The organism is Klebsiella sp. RHBSTW-00484 (assembly GCF_013705725.1).
In the GTDB taxonomy this organism is placed as follows: Bacteria; Pseudomonadota; Gammaproteobacteria; order Enterobacterales; family Enterobacteriaceae; genus Klebsiella.
In genome coordinates, this window is sequence record NZ_CP055481.1 from 5,568,958 (window position 1) to 5,586,155 (window position 17,198).

The 17,198-nt window shown below is 53.4% G+C and carries 17 protein-coding genes and 1 pseudogene; 11 read left to right on the plus strand and 7 right to left on the minus strand.

From position 1 onward, the window contains the following. The first annotated feature begins 18 nt into the window (after nucleotides 1-18). Both HV213_RS26155 and ytfE read left to right on the plus strand, forming a co-directional pair. The gene (locus HV213_RS26155; protein WP_181486506.1) at nucleotides 19-990 is read left to right on the plus strand and encodes a DMT family transporter; all 972 of its coding nucleotides are present in this window, start codon (nucleotides 19-21) and stop codon (nucleotides 988-990) included. Between the two features lie 83 nt (nucleotides 991-1,073). Further along, complete coding sequence (gene ytfE / locus HV213_RS26160) at nucleotides 1,074-1,736, plus strand: iron-sulfur cluster repair protein YtfE (protein ID WP_181483897.1); 663 nt, start codon at nucleotides 1,074-1,076, stop codon at nucleotides 1,734-1,736. A 65-nt stretch (nucleotides 1,737-1,801) separates the two neighbouring features. Here the strand turns inward: ytfE and cycA are convergent, their stop codons facing one another. Together cycA and fklB are read right to left on the minus strand one after the other, a co-directional pair. Beyond that, nucleotides 1,802-3,205: a D-serine/D-alanine/glycine transporter gene (gene cycA / locus HV213_RS26165; protein WP_110274439.1), complete on the minus strand. Its 1,404-nt coding sequence runs from the start codon at nucleotides 3,203-3,205 to the stop codon at nucleotides 1,802-1,804. 304 nt (nucleotides 3,206-3,509) lie between these two features. Beyond that, complete coding sequence (fklB, locus tag HV213_RS26170) at nucleotides 3,510-4,130, minus strand: FKBP-type peptidyl-prolyl cis-trans isomerase (RefSeq protein ID WP_181483898.1); 621 nt, start codon at nucleotides 4,128-4,130, stop codon at nucleotides 3,510-3,512. A gap of 268 nt (nucleotides 4,131-4,398) precedes the next feature. Between fklB and HV213_RS26175 the strand changes: the two genes are divergently transcribed. Beyond that, the gene (locus tag HV213_RS26175; RefSeq protein WP_181483899.1) at nucleotides 4,399-5,061 is read left to right on the plus strand and encodes an OapA family protein; all 663 of its coding nucleotides are present in this window, start codon (nucleotides 4,399-4,401) and stop codon (nucleotides 5,059-5,061) included. Here the strand turns inward: HV213_RS26175 and HV213_RS26180 are convergent. Then, nucleotides 5,045-5,695, minus strand: a complete 651-nt coding sequence (locus HV213_RS26180; RefSeq protein WP_181486507.1) for a TetR/AcrR family transcriptional regulator — start codon at nucleotides 5,693-5,695, stop codon at nucleotides 5,045-5,047. The two genes, HV213_RS26175 and HV213_RS26180, sit on opposite strands and share 17 nt — an antisense overlap. A 209-nt stretch (nucleotides 5,696-5,904) precedes the next feature. Here HV213_RS26180 and HV213_RS26185 point away from each other — a divergent pair, with 209 nt between their 5' ends. The 8 genes and pseudogenes from HV213_RS26185 to HV213_RS26220 all read left to right on the plus strand — a co-directional run bounded on the left by HV213_RS26185 (nucleotide 5,905) and on the right by HV213_RS26220 (nucleotide 15,039). Next, nucleotides 5,905-6,696, plus strand: a complete 792-nt coding sequence (locus tag HV213_RS26185) for a 3-ketoacyl-ACP reductase (RefSeq protein ID WP_181483900.1) — start codon at nucleotides 5,905-5,907, stop codon at nucleotides 6,694-6,696. Nucleotides 6,697-6,705: 9 nt separating this feature from the next. Beyond that, nucleotides 6,706-7,551: a sugar phosphate isomerase/epimerase family protein gene (locus HV213_RS26190; protein WP_181483901.1), complete on the plus strand. Its 846-nt coding sequence runs from the start codon at nucleotides 6,706-6,708 to the stop codon at nucleotides 7,549-7,551. A 9-nt stretch (nucleotides 7,552-7,560) separates the two neighbouring features. Beyond that, nucleotides 7,561-8,337 (plus strand): enoyl-CoA hydratase/isomerase family protein, encoded by a 777-nt coding sequence (locus tag HV213_RS26195; protein ID WP_181483902.1) that lies wholly within the window; start codon nucleotides 7,561-7,563, stop codon nucleotides 8,335-8,337. A gap of 10 nt (nucleotides 8,338-8,347) precedes the next feature. Continuing rightward, a complete protein-coding gene (locus HV213_RS26200; RefSeq protein ID WP_181486508.1) occupies nucleotides 8,348-9,889 on the plus strand; it encodes an acyl CoA:acetate/3-ketoacid CoA transferase in 1,542 nt (513 codons plus the stop codon). Continuing rightward, nucleotides 9,886-11,827: pseudogene (locus tag HV213_RS26205) on the plus strand (FAD-binding protein); the annotation flags it as partial. The gene HV213_RS26200 and the pseudogene HV213_RS26205, both read left to right, overlap by 4 nt. 369 nt (nucleotides 11,828-12,196) lie before the next feature. Then, nucleotides 12,197-12,673 (plus strand): TRAP transporter small permease, encoded by a 477-nt coding sequence (locus HV213_RS26210; RefSeq protein WP_181483904.1) that lies wholly within the window; start codon nucleotides 12,197-12,199, stop codon nucleotides 12,671-12,673. A gap of 39 nt (nucleotides 12,674-12,712) precedes the next feature. After that, complete coding sequence (locus HV213_RS26215; RefSeq protein WP_181483905.1) at nucleotides 12,713-14,014, plus strand: TRAP transporter large permease; 1,302 nt, start codon at nucleotides 12,713-12,715, stop codon at nucleotides 14,012-14,014. A gap of 50 nt (nucleotides 14,015-14,064) precedes the next feature. Next, nucleotides 14,065-15,039 (plus strand): TRAP transporter substrate-binding protein, encoded by a 975-nt coding sequence (locus HV213_RS26220; RefSeq protein WP_181483906.1) that lies wholly within the window; start codon nucleotides 14,065-14,067, stop codon nucleotides 15,037-15,039. Between the two features lie 48 nt (nucleotides 15,040-15,087). On the opposite strand, the gene HV213_RS26225 is transcribed toward HV213_RS26220, so the two are convergent. From HV213_RS26225 to priB, 4 genes are all read right to left on the minus strand, one after another. Next, nucleotides 15,088-16,014, minus strand: a complete 927-nt coding sequence (locus HV213_RS26225) for a DMT family transporter (RefSeq protein ID WP_181483907.1) — start codon at nucleotides 16,012-16,014, stop codon at nucleotides 15,088-15,090. Between the two features lie 146 nt (nucleotides 16,015-16,160). Beyond that, nucleotides 16,161-16,610, minus strand: a complete 450-nt coding sequence (gene rplI, locus HV213_RS26230; RefSeq protein ID WP_110274450.1) for a 50S ribosomal protein L9 — start codon at nucleotides 16,608-16,610, stop codon at nucleotides 16,161-16,163. Nucleotides 16,611-16,649: 39 nt separating this feature from the next. Then, the gene (gene rpsR, locus HV213_RS26235; RefSeq protein ID WP_002210155.1) at nucleotides 16,650-16,877 is read right to left on the minus strand and encodes a 30S ribosomal protein S18; all 228 of its coding nucleotides are present in this window, start codon (nucleotides 16,875-16,877) and stop codon (nucleotides 16,650-16,652) included. Nucleotides 16,878-16,881: 4 nt separating this feature from the next. Next, nucleotides 16,882-17,196, minus strand: coding sequence for a primosomal replication protein N (priB, locus tag HV213_RS26240; protein WP_086530325.1), 315 nt, complete (start codon nucleotides 17,194-17,196; stop codon nucleotides 16,882-16,884). Nucleotides 17,197-17,198: the final 2 nt, after the last annotated feature.

Consider the following 17,198-nt stretch of genomic DNA (forward strand, 5'->3'; position numbering starts at 1 on the left):
ATAGCGATGGAAGACATGATGATTAGCGGTGTGCTGTATGCCTTGCTGGCAGGGTTGATGTGGGGATTGATATTCGTCGGTCCATTATTAGTACCGGAATATCCGGCGGTATTGCAGTCGATGGGGCGCTACCTGGCGCTAGGACTAATTGCCCTGCCGCTGGCCTGGCTTGGCCGCGCCCGGCTGCGTCAGCTCTCCGGCAAAGACTGGTGGACGGCGCTGGGGCTGACCATGATGGGCAACTTAATCTATTACGTCTGCCTGGCCAGCGCTATTCAACGTACTGGCGCGCCGGTCTCAACGATGATTATCGGTACCCTGCCTGTGGTGTTGCCGGTCTTTGCTAACCTGCTCTATAGCCAGCGTGACGGTAAGCTACCGTGGCGACGTCTGTTCCCGGCGCTGATTTGCATTGCCGTCGGCCTGGCGTGCGTCAATATCGCCGAACTGCGTCAGGATCTGCCTGATTTCAGCCCCTGGCGCTACGGCTCCGGCGTTGGTCTGGCCTGCATTTCTGTGGTCTGTTGGGCCTGGTATGCCCTGCGCAACGCGCGCTGGCTGCGGGAAAACCCCGATAAACCGCCGATGATGTGGGCCACGGCGCAGGCGCTGGTGACGCTGCCGGTTTCGCTGGCCGGATACCTTGCCGCCTGCTGGTGGTTGCACGGACAGCAGGTTAGCTTTCCGCTGCCCTTTGGCCCGCGCCCGACGGTGTTTATCACGTTGATGCTGGCGATCGCCGTGTTCTGTTCATGGGTCGGCGCGTGGTGTTGGAACGTAGCCAGCCAGCGCCTGCCGACGGTGATCCTTGGGCCGCTGATTGTCTTCGAAACCCTGGCCGGGCTGCTGTATACCTTTATTTTGCGCCAGAGTCTGCCGCCGTTTCTGACGTTCAGCGGCATTCTGCTACTGGTGCTCGGCGTGGTGTCCGCAGTGCGTGCTCGTCCGGAAAAGCCTGTATTACAAGAACTGGTCAGCGAGAAAAAATAGCCTGGTACCCTAAAGGGGTATTCCCTTGTCAATAAGATGCATTTAAAATACATCTTATATTTTTGATAACGAGGTAACTGCATATGGCTTTCCGTGATCAACCTTTAGGTGAGCTGGCGCTGACAATTCCGCGCGCCTCCGCGCTGTTCCGTAAATACGATATGGACTACTGCTGCGGCGGCAAACAAACGCTGGATCGCGCGGCATCCCGCAAAGAGCTGGACGTCGCGGTGATTGAGGCCGAGTTGGCGAAACTGGCGGAGCAGCCGGTCGAGCGCGACTGGCGAGTGGTGCCGTATGCGGAAATCATCGATCATATTATCGTTCGCTACCACGACAGGCACCGCGAGCAGCTGCCGGAGCTGATTTTACAGGCCACTAAAGTGGAACGCGTTCACGCCGACAAACCTAACGTTCCTAAAGGCTTGACCAAATATCTGACCATGCTGCATCAGGAGCTTTCCAGCCATATGATGAAAGAGGAGCAGATTCTGTTCCCGATGATCAAACAGGGGATGGGCACTCAGGCTGGCGGCCCCATCAGCGTGATGGAAAGTGAGCATGATGATGCTGGCGAGCTGCTGGAAGTGATTAAACACATCACCAACAACGTGACGCCACCGCCGGAAGCCTGCACCACCTGGAAAGCGATGTACAACGGCATCAACGAACTGATTGATGACCTAATGGAGCACATCAGCCTGGAAAATAACGTGCTGTTCCCGCGTGCCCTCGCAGGAAAGTAAATAAAAAGGCGCCCGCAGGCGCCCTCGACATTGTTAGTCTTATTGGCCACTCCGGGTGGCCTTTTTTATTTCGCCAGACGTTTCTTACCAGCAAACAGCCAGCCTGCGCCCAGCAGCACAAACCACAGCGGGGTCACGATCAGCGCTTCGCGCGTGTCGGCTTCCAGCGTCAGCAGCACCAGCACAAAGACGAAGAACGCCATGCATACCCAGCACATCAGCTTGCCCAGCGGCATCTTATATTTAGATTGCTCATGCAGTTGCGGACGCTTTTTGCGATACACCAGATACGAGCACAGGATAATCGTCCAGACGAACATAAACAGAATCGCGGAAACCGTGGTGATCATGGTGAAAGCAGCAATCACGCTCGGGTTGACCATCAGCATCACCACGCCGCCAAGCAGGCACATGCAGGAGAAGGTCAGGCCTTTCGCCGGGACGGCGCGCTTTGAAAGCTTGGCGAACATTTTCGGTGCCTGCCCATCCTGCGCCAGACCAAACAGCATACGGCTGGTCGAGAACACGCCGCTGTTGGCGGAAGAGGCCGCCGAGGTCAGCACCACGAAGTTAATCAGGCTGGCTGCCGCTGGCAGACCGACCAGCACAAACAGTTCAACGAACGGGCTCTTCGACGGTACCACTGAGCTCCACGGCGTCACCGACATAATCACAATCAGCGCGAAAACGTAGAACATAATGATACGCAGCGGGATGGAATTAATTGCGCGCGGCAGGGATTTCTCCGGATCTTTGGTTTCCGCCGCGGTGGTGCCCACCAGCTCAATACCTACAAAAGCAAAGACCGCTATCTGGAAGCCAGCAAAGAATCCGCTAATACCTTTCGGGAACCAGCCGCCGTCATTCCACAGATGAGCGAAAGAGGCTTCGACGCCGGTCGGTGACTGGAAGTGCATCAGCACCATCACCAGGCCAACCACGATCAGCGCCACAATGGCGACGATTTTGATCATCGCGAACCAGAATTCCATCTCACCGAACATCTTCACGGTGGCAAGGTTAAGGCTCAGCAGCAGCAGAATAACCGCCAGCGAGGCGACCCAATCGGAAAGCCCCGGGAACCAGAACTGAGCGTAGGCGGTGATCGCCACCACGTCCGCCATGCCGGTGACTACCCAACAAAACCAGTAGGTCCAACCGGTGAAATATCCTGCCCACGGCCCCAGCAGGTCGGCGGCAAAATCGCTAAACGATTTATATTCGAGGTTCGACAGCAGTAATTCACCCATGGCGCGCATGACGAAAAACAGCATGAAGCCGATTATCATATAAACAAAAATAATTGACGGCCCGGCGAGGCTAATGGTTTTGCCGGAGCCCATAAACAGCCCGGTGCCTATCGCACCACCGATAGCAATAAGCTGAATATGCCGGTTTGTGAGATTTCGCCGCAGCGATTGTTCAGTCGGAGCCTGCTCGTCGGCAGCGACTTTGACCTGATCTACCATGTGATTTTTCCTGTTGTACCTGTCTGTGTTGTTCGGGCTCTATTGGCCCTTAATTCGTCTTAACCCTGGAACGAGGGTTTATCGATATTAGGTAAGAATCGGAGGGATGAATACTATGATTTAGAGATAATGTTAATTTTATGTTTAAAGTGAGTGTTATATCACTCCAGTTGCGCGAAAGAGCTCACAAAAATACACCCATAAAGCAGATATGCAATACAAAGCTCTAATAAATTCCTAACTTAAGGGTTTTACACTATTTAAAGCGGCCCCTCCCCCGGACGGGAGAGGAAGCCCCTGCTGTTTAGATAATATCCAGCAGTTCAACTTCAAAAATCAGGGTGCTGAACGGAGGAATGGATGCTCCCGCACCGCGATCACCGTACGCCAGGTTGTGCGGAATGGTCAGTTCCCATTTGGAACCGACCGGCATCAGGGTTAGCGCTTCAATCCAGCCGCCGATAACGCCAGTTACCGGGAACTCAGCCGGTTCACCGCGCGCAACGGAGCTATCGAAGACGGTGCCGTCAATCAGCTTACCGGTGTAGTGAACGCGAACGTGGTCAGTACGAGCCGGGATCGGGCCTTCACCCTGGGTCAGCACGCGGAACTGCAGGCCAGATTCAGTGCTGTTCACGCCTTCGCGTTCGCGGTTTTCATCTAGGTATTTCTCGCCATCTGCGGCCATTTCCTGGAAACGCTCGCGACGCACGGCCTCTGCACGTTCGTGGATTTCACGCAGCGCACGATGAACGGCTTCCACCGGCACCTGCGGCTGTTTACCTTCCAATGCATCAGCGATACCGGCGACCAGCGCTTCCGGTAGCAGCCCCTGCAGGCCAGATTCGCTCAGCTGTTGTCCAACCTGCAAGCCGATACCGTAACTTGCCTGTGCTTCAGTCGTGTCAAAAGTCGGGGTTGCCATCTTTGTTCCTTTTTTTAGGGGGAATCTCATACTCTATGGATCTCGAATTGCGAGAAGACGACGAGTAGAGAAAAATAGGTGGGCAGCATATCAGCCACAGCATGACGGGTAAAACTTTGTCGCCTGGATGATGACAAATCTAAGGGAAACAGAAACAATAGAGAAGTAAGGTTAACCTCACGAAACATATCTTTGTCTCGTCCTTCAGGAAGTTAGCCATCTATACTCTAGAGAGCAGGATAAAAATATGCGGAGCAGGAGGAAAGCCATGCCCGGGCGCTTTGAACTGACATCTACCCTGGCGAAGATCTGGCACGCCCCGGATCATATTCGCATCATGGATCCGTTACCGCCCATGCATCGCCGGGGCATTATTGCCGGTGCCCTGCTGGTGATTATCGGTATTCTGCTCCCGTCTGAGGATAACAGCAGTTCAACGCTGGCCAGCCGCGAGGCGAATCTTGACCTGCAATCTCAGTCGCAGCCGCAATCTTCAGGCAATCAGGCCGTCCCGCTGCCGCCTATCACCAACACGCCGCCGGTCAACGATGCCGATCAGATGGCACCGGTCGCCCCGGAGCCCATTCAGGATGAACAACCGGACCAGGCACCGCAGCAGACCGCGTCTCAGCCGTACCAGGAGCCGCAGTCGACTCCCGGTATAGAGCAGCAGTGGCGGACCTATCGCATTGAATCAGGTAAAACTCTCGCGCAGCTATTCCGCGACCACAACCTGCCGCCAACCGATGTTTACGCCATGGCGCAGGTGGAAGGTCCGGGTAAACCGCTCAGTACGCTGCAAACCGGGCAGACGGTGCAGATACGCCAGAACGCCAGCGGCGTGGTGACCGGGCTGACTATCGATACCGGCGGCGGCCAGCAGGTGCTGTTTACCCGCCAGTCGAACGGTAGCTTTATTCGCGCCCGCTAAGAGAACCAGGCGTCACGAGAAGCCAGCTCAGAATGGTTTCTTTGATGACTCGACGCCTGACTTCCAGAGCCTGCGGCGAGACCATACTGATGTGGTAAACCAGCCCTAAAGTATGCTGGTTAATTAAGTAATACCCCCCAAGGGCGGCAATACTAATATTGACCTGCAGCGGGTCGATATCGGCTTTGAAGATATTTTGCCGCTTCCCTTCGTCAAGCAGCGAAGCCATTAGTTGCAGGTGCGAGTGGTTAATTTCCGGCAGACGCGTTGATTTTGCATAATGAACCCCTTTGCTCTGGTTTTCACTATGAACAATTTTGAGAAACCAGGGATTGTCGATGTAATAATCCCAGGTAAAATCGATAATCTTCTCTATGGCTTTATTAGGGGAAAGCCCTGATACATCGAGATTTTTCTCTTTCTGGCGAATATCGTTCCAGATATATTCCAGCACTTCGATAAATAAGTTTTCTTTATTACCGAAGTGGTGGTAAACGGTTTGTTTACTGCACTCTGCCGCTTTAACAATATTATCAACCCTGGCGCCTTCATAACCATATTCGGCAAATTCATTGACTGCGCTTAAAAGCAGTTTTTCTTTCAGGCTTTGTGCATTGCTGGTATCAAGATACATTCCGGTTCCCCATTCGCCCCACGCGGTACTTATCATAACGTTATTTTGCACCAGCTCCAGTAAAAAGCATAAAAACAATACAATTCAGTATCTTATTAAGAACCCAGTGATCGAACTCACAAACCAACCAACTAGATGGTTGATCTTTTAATGTTCCGGAGGCATTTTGATACCACCAGGGACAAACCCTCTTCATTGTGAGGTTACAAATGACATCGAATAAATCCGTCGCCATCATCACCGGGGCCGCTCGCGGTATTGGCAAAGGCTGCGCGCTTGAGCTGGCTCGTGCCGGATTCAATCTTTTAATCAACGATCGCCCGGATGCTGAAAGCGTTGAAAAGCTGAAAGCCACCCAGCAGGAATGCATTGCCGAAGGCGCGGACGTTATCTGCTTCCCGGCGGATATTGCCGACCTGTCGCTGCACGAAGAGATGCTCGACGCCGCGCAAAATCGGTGGGGTCGGCTGGATTGCCTGCTGAACAATGCCGGGATCTCAGTCAAAAAACGCGGTGATATTCTCGACATGCAGCCGGACAGCTTTGACGAAAACATTGCCGTCAACACCCGCGCCCCCTTCTTCCTTGCTCAGTCGTTCAGCAAACGCCTGCTGGCGCAGCCGAAGCCGGAAAACGAACTCCCGCATCGCTCGATTATTTTTGTCAGCTCGATTAACGCCATCATGCTGGCCATGAATCGCGGCGAATACACGATGGCCAAAACCGCCGTCTCCGCTGCCGCCCGCCTGTTCGCCGCCCGTCTGTGCGACGAGCAAATTGGCGTTTACGAAGTGCGTCCAGGGCTGATTAAAACCGAAATGACCGTTCCCGCCACCGCCTACTATGACGATCTGATCGCCAAAGGGCTGGTGCCGTGGGGCCGCTGGGGTTTTCCGGCAGATATCGCCTCAACCGTCCGCGCCATGGCGGAAGGCAAGCTGATCTACACCTGTGGGCAGGCCGTTGCGATTGATGGCGGCCTGAGCATGCCGCGCTTCTGAGGTCGAAGAATGAGAGATTTGTTGCAACGCCCCGACCTGTTTAGCATCAATACCGCGACGCTCGGCTACAAAACTCCGCTGCCCGCCATCATTGATGCCTGCGCCGAGCGCGGGATTGGCGCGATTGCGCCGTGGCGAAGAGAGCTTGCGGGCGAAAATATTGCCGCCATCGCCCGTCAGCTAGCAGCGAACAATATGGCGGTCTCCGGATATTGTCGCAGCACGTACTACACCGCACCGACGCTGTCGGAACGTAAGCTTGCCATCGACGATAACCGTCGTGCTCTGGACGATGCCGCAACCCTGAATGCCGCCTGCTATATGCAGGTGGTGGGCGGGCTGCCGCAGGGGAGCAAAGATTTATACGAGGCGCGGGAGCAGGTGAAGTACGGCATTCGCCAGCTATTGCCGCATTCAAGGGAAGTCGGCGTGCCTATCGCCCTGGAGCCGCTGCACCCGATGACCGCCGCCGACCGCTCCTGCCTGTGCACCCTGCGCCAGGCGCTGGACTGGTGCGATGAACTCGATCCCGACGGCGAATACGGGCTGGGCGTGGCGGTGGATGTTTACCACGTCTGGTGGGATCCGGATCTGGCGAATCAGATCCTGCGAGCGGGAAAACGCATTCTGGCCTTTCACGTTTCGGACTGGCTGGTGCCAACCACCGATTTAGTCAATGACCGGGGTATGCCGGGCGATGGCGTGATTAATATCCCCTCGATTCGTCGGCTGGTGGAAAACGCTGGTTTTAACGGCGCGGTGGAATTAGAGATTTTCTCGCCGCACAACTGGTGGCAAAAGGATATCAACAGCACGCTGGATATTAGCGTCGACCGCATCGCACATTATTGCTAAGGATTTATCATGAATGAACAACCCGTTCTGTTTAACAGAGCGGCGGCTTCCTGTCGCCTGACGCTGAACCGTGAAGATAAATGTCACGCTATTAATGAAGAGATGATCGAATTACTCGATCGCTATTTAAACGAAATTGAAAATGACACCTCGCTGCGCCTGGTGGAGTTAACCGCTACCGGCGATAAATTTTTCTGTGCGGGCGGCGATATTAAATCCTGGTCCGCTTATTCACCGCTGGATATGGGCCGAAAATGGATTAAGCGCGGCAACGAGGTTTTTTCCCGCCTGCGCAATTTACCGCAGCTTACCGTGGCGAATATTAACGGTCACACCATCGGCGGCGGTATCGAGCTAGCGCTGAGCTGCGATATTCGCATCGCCCGCCCGACGGCAAAATTCTCCACCCCGGAAGTGATGCTCGGCATGGTCCCCGGCTGGCTGGGCATCGAGCGGGTGTTAAATCAGGTCGGCCCGGTTATTGGTCGCCAGATGCTAATGCTGGGCCAGCGTCTCAGTGCGCAAGAAGCACAATCCGCAGGCCTGATTAATGAGGTCGTGGAAAGAGAGGCAGCGGAAAGCTGGCTTGTGAATCAGCTTAGCGCGGTAGAGAAATGCGGCCCGGTCGCCCTGGCACATATTAAGCAGCTCATTCTGGCGCTGGAAAATAAACATGCCGACTACTCGCACCAACTGCTGGCTGGATTAATGTCCGCCACCCAGGACTGCCAGCAGGCGACGCAGGCTTTTGCCAATAAAAGCCAGGTGAGTTTCCAGAATCAATAAGGAAAGGATGATGAATAAAATCACAACCGCCGACGCTGTCGCCGCGCAGATTAAAGATGGCGCAACCATTGCCATTAGCGGCAACGGCGGCGGCATGGTCGAGGCCGACTATTTACTGGCGGCAATTGAAAAACGCTTTCTGGAAACCGGGCACCCGCGCGACCTGACGCTTATCCATTCGCTGGGTATTGGCGACCGCGACAGCAAAGGTACCAACCGCTTCGCCCATGCCGAAATGCTCAAGAGGATCGTTGCCGGGCATTTCACCTGGTCACCCAAAATGCAGGCGCTGGTGAAGAATGAAGAGATTGAAGCGTACTGCTTTCCCGGCGGTGTGATTCAGGCGCTGCTGCGTGAAATCGGTGCCGGGCGACCAGGGCTTATCACTCACGTTGGGTTGGGATCGTTTGTCGACCCGCGCCATGGCGGTGGAAAATCTAACGCCTGTACCACTGACGATCTGGTCGAGCTAATTGAGATCGATGGCGAAACCAAACTGCGCTATCGCCCGTTTAAGGTGGATTACGCCATAGTGCGCGGCACCTACGCCGACCCGCGCGGTAACGTCAGCCTCGAAGAAGAAGCGATCAATATGGATAGCTACTCGATGGCGCTGGCGGCGCACAACAGCGGCGGCAAGGTCTTCGTTCAGGTTCGCGATGTGCTGGAGTCGGGGGCGATTGCGCCGCGCAACGTCACCCTGCCGGGGATTCTGGTCGATAGCATCGTGGAGTATCGCGAGCAGCCGCAAACCTACCTCGGCGGCTACGATCTGACGATCAGCGGCCAGCACCGCCGCCTCTGCTCCAGCGATGCGATAGAGCTGGTCAGTCATCCGGTTCGTCGCCTGATTGCCCGCCGCGCCGCCCGCGAACTGGTGGCTGGTGCATCCACCAACTTTGGCTTCGGTATTCCCGGCGGTATTCCCGGCATCGCGCTGCGCGAAGGCGTGCCTTATCAGAGCTTGTGGCTCAGCGTGGAGCAAGGCGTGCATAACGGCATGATGCTGGATGATGCGTTTTTTGGCTGCGCGCGCAACGCCGACGCCATTATTCCTTCGCTGGACCAGTTTGAGTTTTACAGCGGCGGCGGGATCGATATCACTTTCCTCGGCATGGGCGAGATGGACCAGCAGGGCAACGTCAACGTGTCGCATCTCAACGGCAATCTGATTGGCCCTGGCGGCTTTCTGGAAATCGCGCAGAACGCCCGTAAGGTGGTGTTCTGCGGCACCTTTGACGCCAAAGGCAGCAAAGTGAACGTCACGCCAGACGGCCTGCAAATCGAGCAACCAGGGCAGATCCCGAAGCTGGTTACCGCGGTGGAAAAGATTACCTTCAGCGCCAGCTACGCCCGCCAGAGCGGACAGGAAGTGCTGTATATCACCGAACGCGCGGTGTTTCAGTTAACGGAGGCGGGCGTTGAGTTAATCGAGGTCGCCCCTGGCGTCGATATTGAGCGCGACATTCTGCCGTATATGGCTTTCCGCTCGGTGATTAACCAGCCGCGCCTGATGGACAGCGCGCTGTTTAGCGCGATGGAGGAAGCATGAGCCAGATTAATGACGCCATCCTTGACGCCTTGACGCATGTCTCTTTTCCTAAGGGATTCACTCAGGCAGAGCCGAATTCCGTACTGACACTTGATAACGTCAACTACCCGGTATGGAAAGCCGATGCACTGGTGGTCGGTAGCGGCGCTGCGGGACTACGCGCTGCCGTTGAGCTGAAACGCCGCCAGCAAAACGTGCTTTTGGCAACCGCCGGGTTATATATGGGGACCTCCGCCTGTTCCGGTTCGGATAAGCAGACGTTGTTCACCGCCGCCACGGCGGGCAACGGCGATAGCTTTCTCAAACTGGCCGACGCGCTAGCCAGCGGCGGCGCCATGGACCACGACACCGCTTATGTCGAAGCAGTAGGTTCGCTGCACACGCTGGGCGGGCTGCAATTTCTCGGGCTGGAGCTGCCGGAAGACCGTTATGGCGCGATCCTGCGCTATCAAACCGACCACGACGAAGCCGGACGCGCCACCTCCTGCGGCCCGCGAACTTCGCGCCTGATGGTGAAGGTTCTGCTGGAAGAAGTGCAGCGGCTCAATATCCCGCTGCTGAGCAGTGCGACGATTATCAAGCTGCTACGCCAGCGCGATGACTCAGGTAGCGAACGCGTTGTCGGGGCGATTATGGCAACCGGCTCCCGCGCCCATAACCCGTGGGGACTGGCGCTGGTTGTCGCACCTAACGTAGTGTTGGCCACTGGCGGCCCTGGAGAGTTGTATCGCGACAGCGTCTACCCCCATAAGTGCTTCGGTTCACTGGGGCTGGCGCTGGAGGAGGGAATGACGCTGACCAACCTGACGGAAAGCCAGTTTGGTATCGGTACGCCGCGCAGCCTCTTTCCGTGGAATTTATCCGGCACCTACGTGCAGGTGATCCCCTATATCTATTCGGTTGATAGCGACGGTAACGAGCATAATTTCCTCGCCGACTACTACCGCACCACCCAGGAGCTGGCGTCCAATATCTTCCGTAAAGGGTATCAATGGCCGTTCCATGCGACCAGGGTGATGGACTTTGGCTCCAGCCTGTTAGATATGGCGGTGGCGCATGAGCAGCAGTTAGGCCGCAAAGTCTATATGGACTTTAACCGCAATCCTGAAGCGGTGCCGGGCGATCACCCCTTCTCGCTGGAGCGGCTTGACGACGACGTGCGAGCTTATCTGGAGAACAACGACGCGCTGGCGGCGCTGCCGATTGAACGCTTGCGACAAATGAACCCGCTATCGATCGCCCTGTATAAAATGCACGGTCACGACCTGGCGCAAGAGCCATTGCAGTTCGCCATGAACAACCAGCATATGAATGGTGGTATTGAGGTCGATATCTGGGGTCAAACCTCCCTGCCCGGCTGCTTTGCGGTAGGCGAAGTCGCCGGAACCCACGGCATCACTCGCCCCGGCGGCGCGGCGCTCAACGCCGGACAGGTCTTTGCCGTGCGGCTGGCACGTTATATTGCGCAAGCGGGCAGGCATGACCATCCGGACGATCTGCACACGCTGGCTGCAACGGCGATAGCGACGGTCAGAGAGGTCATCAGCCAGGCGCTGGCGAACCCATCCGGGATGTCGCTGCTGATGGTCAAAAAGCAAATTCAGGCACGGATGTCCGACTCAGCCGGTTTCCTTTGCCGTGCCGAAGATATTGGCCACGCCAGCCGTGATGCTCAGCTCCTGCTGGAGTTTGTCCAGCAGCATGGGCTGACCATCAACCACCCGGCTGAAATTGCAGAACTGTTTATGTGGCGGCAGCTAACGGTGACGTCGGCGGCGGTCTTGACGCAGTTGGACCAGTACGTTGCCGCTGGCGGCGGTAGCCGAGGTGCGCGGATCGTGCTTGATGAATCTGCCAACTGCGTGCCTCAGACTCGTCATGGGCAGTGTGAAGCATGGCGTTTTCGACCGGAACGGCTGGAAGATAAAAGCGAGAAATGGAATATTCATTATCTCTCGCCGCAGTTTGTTGTTTTTCGCCAGCCGATACGACAATCCCCGAAAACAGAGGGTGTATGGTTCGAAAAAAATTGGCCTGAATTTCTGTCTGGTCATATCTATCAGCCAGTCCAGAGTGAAGAAAACTCACAATAGTATGGCTTATACCCTAAATAATTCGAGTTGCTTAAAGGCGGCAAGGAAGTGAGTCCCCAGGAGCATAGATAACTATGTGACTGGGGTGAACGAGCGTAGCCAACACATAAGCAACTTGAAGTATGACGGGTATATATCCACTGACCTTCGGGTTATCAGTTCGGATTATGGGAACGATAGCCCGAAACAGAAAAAGTATAAGAAGGGAGTTGTTATGCGTAAAATCATTAAACCCATCAATGCTATTCTCTCAACCATTAATATTACAATATTATTTGTTATTGTTTTATGTGTTACATGGCAGGTGATGGCAAGATTTATATTTAAGAGCCCCAGTATTATCACCGATGAACTCAGCCGCTTACTCTTTATCTGTCTGGGTTTGTTAGGGGGTGCATATACGGCCGGACAAAATCGTCATCTGGCGATTGATTTGTTACCCATGTCACTTACGGGAAAACCAAAGCAAATTTTATTTCTGATAATCCAGGCCATCGTCATTATCTTTTCTCTGGTCATTATGGTCTATGGTGGCGGTACTCTGGCATTAGATACCTTTGAATCCGGGCAGACATCACCTGCGCTTGGCTGGCAAATGGGATATATCTATCTCTGTATTCCCATTAGCGGCTTGTTGATTATCATTTACACCATTGCGCTGGTGACTGAAGAACTCAAAACACCGGTATAAATTACTGGCACTATTAATAAAATGATACCAGGAGAAATCATGGACTACTGGCTACCTATTGTTGTGTTATTTGGCGCATTCTTTTTTATGCTGGCGCTGGGAGTACCTATTGTTTACGCTATCGGATTATCTACACTCGCTTCGGTGACAACACAGCTTAGTTTTGTTTCCGCCTTAAGCGTTGTATCGCAAAAATTAGCTTCCGGGCTGGATAGCTTTACCCTGCTGGCGATACCGTTTTTTATTCTCTCCGGCAATATTATGAATCATGGCGGCATTGCCCGACGGCTGATTAATTTTGCGCGTATTCTTGGAGGCAGGCTTCCCGGTTCACTTGCGCACTGCAATATTCTGGCAAATATGCTCTTTGGCGCTATTTCTGGTTCTGCCGTGGCCTCTGCCGCTGCGATGGGCGGCGTCATGCATCCGCAGCAGGTCAAAGAGGGATATGACCCCGCCTTCAGCACGGCAGTGAACGTCGCATCTGCGCCAACAGGTTTGCTGATCCCACCGAGTAATACCTTAATTGTCTATTCTCTGGTGAGCGGCGGGACCTCTATTGCCGCACTATTTCTGGCCGGTTACGTACCGGGAATTCTGCTAGGCCTGTCTCTGATGGTTGTGGCCGGTATACTGGCTTCCCGTCGTGGTTATGCACGACCAGACCGCCCTACATTACGCCAGGCGGCTCTCGCAGTATGGATGGCCGTGCCGAGTATTTTTCTCATCGTGTTGATTATGGGAGGCGTGCTGAGCGGAATATTCACGCCGACAGAAGCCTCAGCGATTGCGGTCATTTACACCCTGTTTCTGGCATTGGTCCTTTACCGTGAAATATCGGTAAAAGATTTACCAAAAATATTCATTGAATCTGTCATTACGACATCAATAGTTTTGTTATTGATCGGCTCCTCAATGGGAATGTCATGGGCCATGTCAAATGCGGACGTCCCATTTCTGATTCTGGATCTGCTGAACTCCATATCAGACAACCCGATTGTTATCTTGCTTATTATTAATGTCATTTTATTGATCATCGGTACTTTTATGGATATGACGCCAGCGGTACTGATCTTCACGCCTATATTCTTACCGGTTGTCGGCGAGTTGGGAATGGATCCGATTCACTTTGGTATCGTCATGGTACTGAATATGTGTATTGGTATTTGCACACCACCCGTAGGCAGCGTGTTATTCGTCGGATGTAGCGTATCTAAACTGCCTATTAATAAAATTATCAAGCCAATGCTACCATTTTATGCCGTGATGGTTCTGGTGTTAGCCCTGGTGACCTATATTCCACAGATTAGCATGGCCTTGCCGCGTGCGCTGGGATATTAAGCAGTTGCAATATTGAGCTAAAAAACTTACCTCTCAATAAGGAAATAACAATGAAAATAAAATTATCGGCCACGCTTCTTAGCACATTGTTGATGTTATCTCTCGGCAGTGCGCAAGCCGTGACGCTTAAGCTCAGTCATAACCAGGATAAAACGCATCCGGTCCATAAGGCGATGGAAAATTTTGCGACTAAAGCCAAAGAATATTCTAATGGCGAGGTGACAATCCGTATTTATCCTAACGGCACGCTGGGAACCCAGCGCGAAACCATGGAGCTTATTCGCTCCGGCGCAATCCAGCTGGTAAAAACCAATGCCGCAGAAATGGAATCGTTTGAAAACGCCTATAAAATTTTCAGTTTGCCTTATCTTTTCCGCGACCGTGAAAGCTACTACCAGATTATGCAGGGGGAAGCCGGGCAAGAGATTCTTAACTCAACAAAAAGTAAGGGTTATTTTGGCCTGACTTTCTATGATGGAGGTTCCCGCAGCTTCTATGGCAATAAAGCGATTCTTAAGCCGGCTGACTTAAAAGGATTAAAAGTCAGAGTCCAGCCCAGCCCAGGTGCGGTTGAAATGATCAAGGTGATGGGCGGCAATCCTACACCGCTCGATTACGGTGAGCTTTACACCGCATTGCAGCAGGGCGTTGTCGATATGGCGGAAAATAGCGTTATGGCGCTCACCACAATGCGCCACGGCGAAGTGGCGAAAAGCTTCAGCCTTGATGAACACACCATGGTCCCTGACGTTTTACTGATGAGCAATAATGCCTTCGATAAACTAAACGATACCGACAAAGCCGCAGTTCTTAAAGCCGCCAAGGAATCGATGGAGTATATGAAAATGCTCTGGAGCGAAGAGGAACAGAAGGAATTTGCGAAGCTGGATAAAATGGGCGTAAAAGTCTACAAGGTGGATAAGACGCCATTCATCGAAATCGTACAGCCGATGTACGCTAATTTTGAGAAGAATAATCCTCAGCTCACCCCGCTGCTGAAAAAAATTCAGGCCGAGCAGAAGTAAAAAAAGCTCCCCGAGGGAAGTCCTTGGGGAGCAACAATCAATAGCGGACTAGCTTACTTTTCCTGCCTTATTCACCCACCAGATCCCGGTACACACCAGCACCAGCGCAACAACATATTTCCAATCCCAAATATTTTCGCCGAGGAAAATGGCCGACAGTACCGAGCCGGAAACGGGGATCAGGAAGTTAAACGGCGCGATCATGCCCACGCGATTGTGCTTGAGTAAGATGCTCCATAGCGCAAAAGCGACGGAAGAAAGGAGCGTCAGATAGCCCAGAATCAACACGGATGCAGTGCCATGTACGGCGAGCGTGCCCCCGCTCAGATAGCCGCCAACTAACAGCGCAATACCACCAAAAGCCAGCTGCCAGCCGGTCATCACCGTTGGGTCTACCGTTTGCGAAATGCGCTTACCGTAGAGCGTCGCCGCCGACAGAACAAAAGCCGCCAGCACCACAAAGCCATCTCCCAGCCAGATAAAACTGAAGTCGCTTAGCGAATGGTTAAAGTTCACCAGCAGCACGCCGGTAAAACCAAGAATACAGCCGAGCGTTTTGTTGTAGCTTAGCTTGTCATTTTGGTAGATAAAGTGCGCCAGCAGTACGCTGAAGAAGGTACCGGTGGCATTCATAATCGACCCTTTGACGCCGGTGGTAAACGCGAGCCCAATATAGAAAAAAATATACTGGATAGAGGTTTGCGTTAGTCCCAGCACCACCAGCTGTCCATACTGACGCCCCTTCAGGCGACTGATGGGTTTTCGCTGTATCAGGGCAAAGAGCAGCAGGAGCATACCGGCAAATAAAAAACGGTAGCCCGCGAAAACTATCTTTGACGATATGTCATCAGTGGCTATCTGAAACAGTTCATAACCGCTCTTGATCGCCGGGTAAGCACTTCCCCATAACAGACAGCAGAGGGTTGCGCAGGCAAAGGCCACTTTCTTACGGGAAAAAATTGAGGGTGCGTCCATTCACTTCACCAGAAATAAAATAGTGTTTTATTTTATTATCCAGAAAGTTGCTAAGAATAGCTACCATACAGAGAAAAGATTGGGCAAAGGTAGAAAAGCAAAACGCCGGCACAAGGCCGGCGTCTCGACGCGAGTTGAGTAAAAAATTACTCAGCTACAACGTTAACAACCAGTTTAGCGAAGACTTCGCTGTGAACCTGGAAGTCCACTTCGTGCTCACCGGTGGTGCGCAGAACGCCGTTCGGCAGGCGAACTTCGCTCTTAGCGACGGCAACGCCAGCTGCAGTTACAGCGTCAGCGATGTCGCGGGTACCGATGGAACCGAACAGTTTACCTTCGTCGCCAGATTTAGACGCGATGGTAACGGTGCCCAGTGCGTTGATTGCTTCAGCACGTGCGTTAGCAGCGTTCAGAACGTCAGCCAGTTTGGCTTCCAGTTCAGCACGGCGTGCTTCGAAGAATTCAACGTTTTTCTTGGTAGCAGGAACAGCTTTACCCTGTGGTACCAGGAAGTTACGAGCATAGCCCGCTTTAACGTTAACCTGATCACCCAGGCTACCCAGGTTTGCTACTTTATCAAGCAGAATAACTTGCATTACCTTATCCTCTTAAAGTCGTTAATAGACAGCGGCCGATTACTGATGACGATCGGTATACGGCAGCAGGGACAAGTAGCGAGCGCGCTTGATGCAGCGAGCCAGCTGGCGCTGGTATTTTGCACGAGTACCGGTGATACGGCTCGGGACAATTTTACCGCTTTCGGTAATGTAGTTTTTCAACGTTGCGATGTCTTTGTAATCGATCTCAACAACGCCTTCCGCGGTGAAACGGCAGAACTTGCGACGACGGAAATAACGTGCCATATGGCTAGTCTCCAGAATCTATCAATTCAATCTGCTCGGCATGCAGAACCATTTTGCTCAAGCCGTTCTTTGCCTTGTGGCAAGAAATGAACCCTCGAACGATTACTGCGCTACCGACCGTTATACTGTGAGTAATGGCTTGGTTTTGGTGTCCGCTAATAATAACGGGCATTTGGCACCATGCCTGCCGGTGAAAACCAGCTTCCTCCTGCACTGAACGATGCTCAAGCACGAACTGGCAGTGTGGAATTCCTGACGGGCTGACCTTACGAAGTGGAGTCCTGCAGATTATGCCGGACAGTTCCAGACGATTGGTCATCA

Excerpts from the sequence above, each read along its gene's own strand:
- HV213_RS26155 (WP_181486506.1), top strand. The coding sequence starts at position 19 with ATGATTAGCGGTGTGCTGTATGCCTTGCTGGCAGGGTTGATGTGGGGA.
- ytfE (WP_181483897.1), top strand. The coding sequence starts at position 1,074 with ATGGCTTTCCGTGATCAACCTTTAGGTGAGCTGGCGCTGACAATTCCG.
- cycA (WP_110274439.1), bottom strand. The coding sequence starts at position 3,205 with ATGGTAGATCAGGTCAAAGTCGCTGCCGACGAGCAGGCTCCGACTGAA.
- fklB (WP_181483898.1), bottom strand. The coding sequence starts at position 4,130 with ATGGCAACCCCGACTTTTGACACGACTGAAGCACAGGCAAGTTACGGT.
- HV213_RS26175 (WP_181483899.1), top strand. The coding sequence starts at position 4,399 with ATGCCCGGGCGCTTTGAACTGACATCTACCCTGGCGAAGATCTGGCAC.
- HV213_RS26180 (WP_181486507.1), bottom strand. The coding sequence starts at position 5,695 with ATGTATCTTGATACCAGCAATGCACAAAGCCTGAAAGAAAAACTGCTT.
- HV213_RS26185 (WP_181483900.1), top strand. The coding sequence starts at position 5,905 with ATGACATCGAATAAATCCGTCGCCATCATCACCGGGGCCGCTCGCGGT.
- HV213_RS26190 (WP_181483901.1), top strand. The coding sequence starts at position 6,706 with ATGAGAGATTTGTTGCAACGCCCCGACCTGTTTAGCATCAATACCGCG.
- HV213_RS26195 (WP_181483902.1), top strand. The coding sequence starts at position 7,561 with ATGAATGAACAACCCGTTCTGTTTAACAGAGCGGCGGCTTCCTGTCGC.
- HV213_RS26200 (WP_181486508.1), top strand. The coding sequence starts at position 8,348 with ATGAATAAAATCACAACCGCCGACGCTGTCGCCGCGCAGATTAAAGAT.
- HV213_RS26210 (WP_181483904.1), top strand. The coding sequence starts at position 12,197 with ATGCGTAAAATCATTAAACCCATCAATGCTATTCTCTCAACCATTAAT.
- HV213_RS26215 (WP_181483905.1), top strand. The coding sequence starts at position 12,713 with ATGGACTACTGGCTACCTATTGTTGTGTTATTTGGCGCATTCTTTTTT.
- HV213_RS26220 (WP_181483906.1), top strand. The coding sequence starts at position 14,065 with ATGAAAATAAAATTATCGGCCACGCTTCTTAGCACATTGTTGATGTTA.
- HV213_RS26225 (WP_181483907.1), bottom strand. The coding sequence starts at position 16,014 with ATGGACGCACCCTCAATTTTTTCCCGTAAGAAAGTGGCCTTTGCCTGC.
- rplI (WP_110274450.1), bottom strand. The coding sequence starts at position 16,610 with ATGCAAGTTATTCTGCTTGATAAAGTAGCAAACCTGGGTAGCCTGGGT.
- rpsR (WP_002210155.1), bottom strand. The coding sequence starts at position 16,877 with ATGGCACGTTATTTCCGTCGTCGCAAGTTCTGCCGTTTCACCGCGGAA.
- priB (WP_086530325.1), bottom strand. The coding sequence starts at position 17,196 with ATGACCAATCGTCTGGAACTGTCCGGCATAATCTGCAGGACTCCACTT.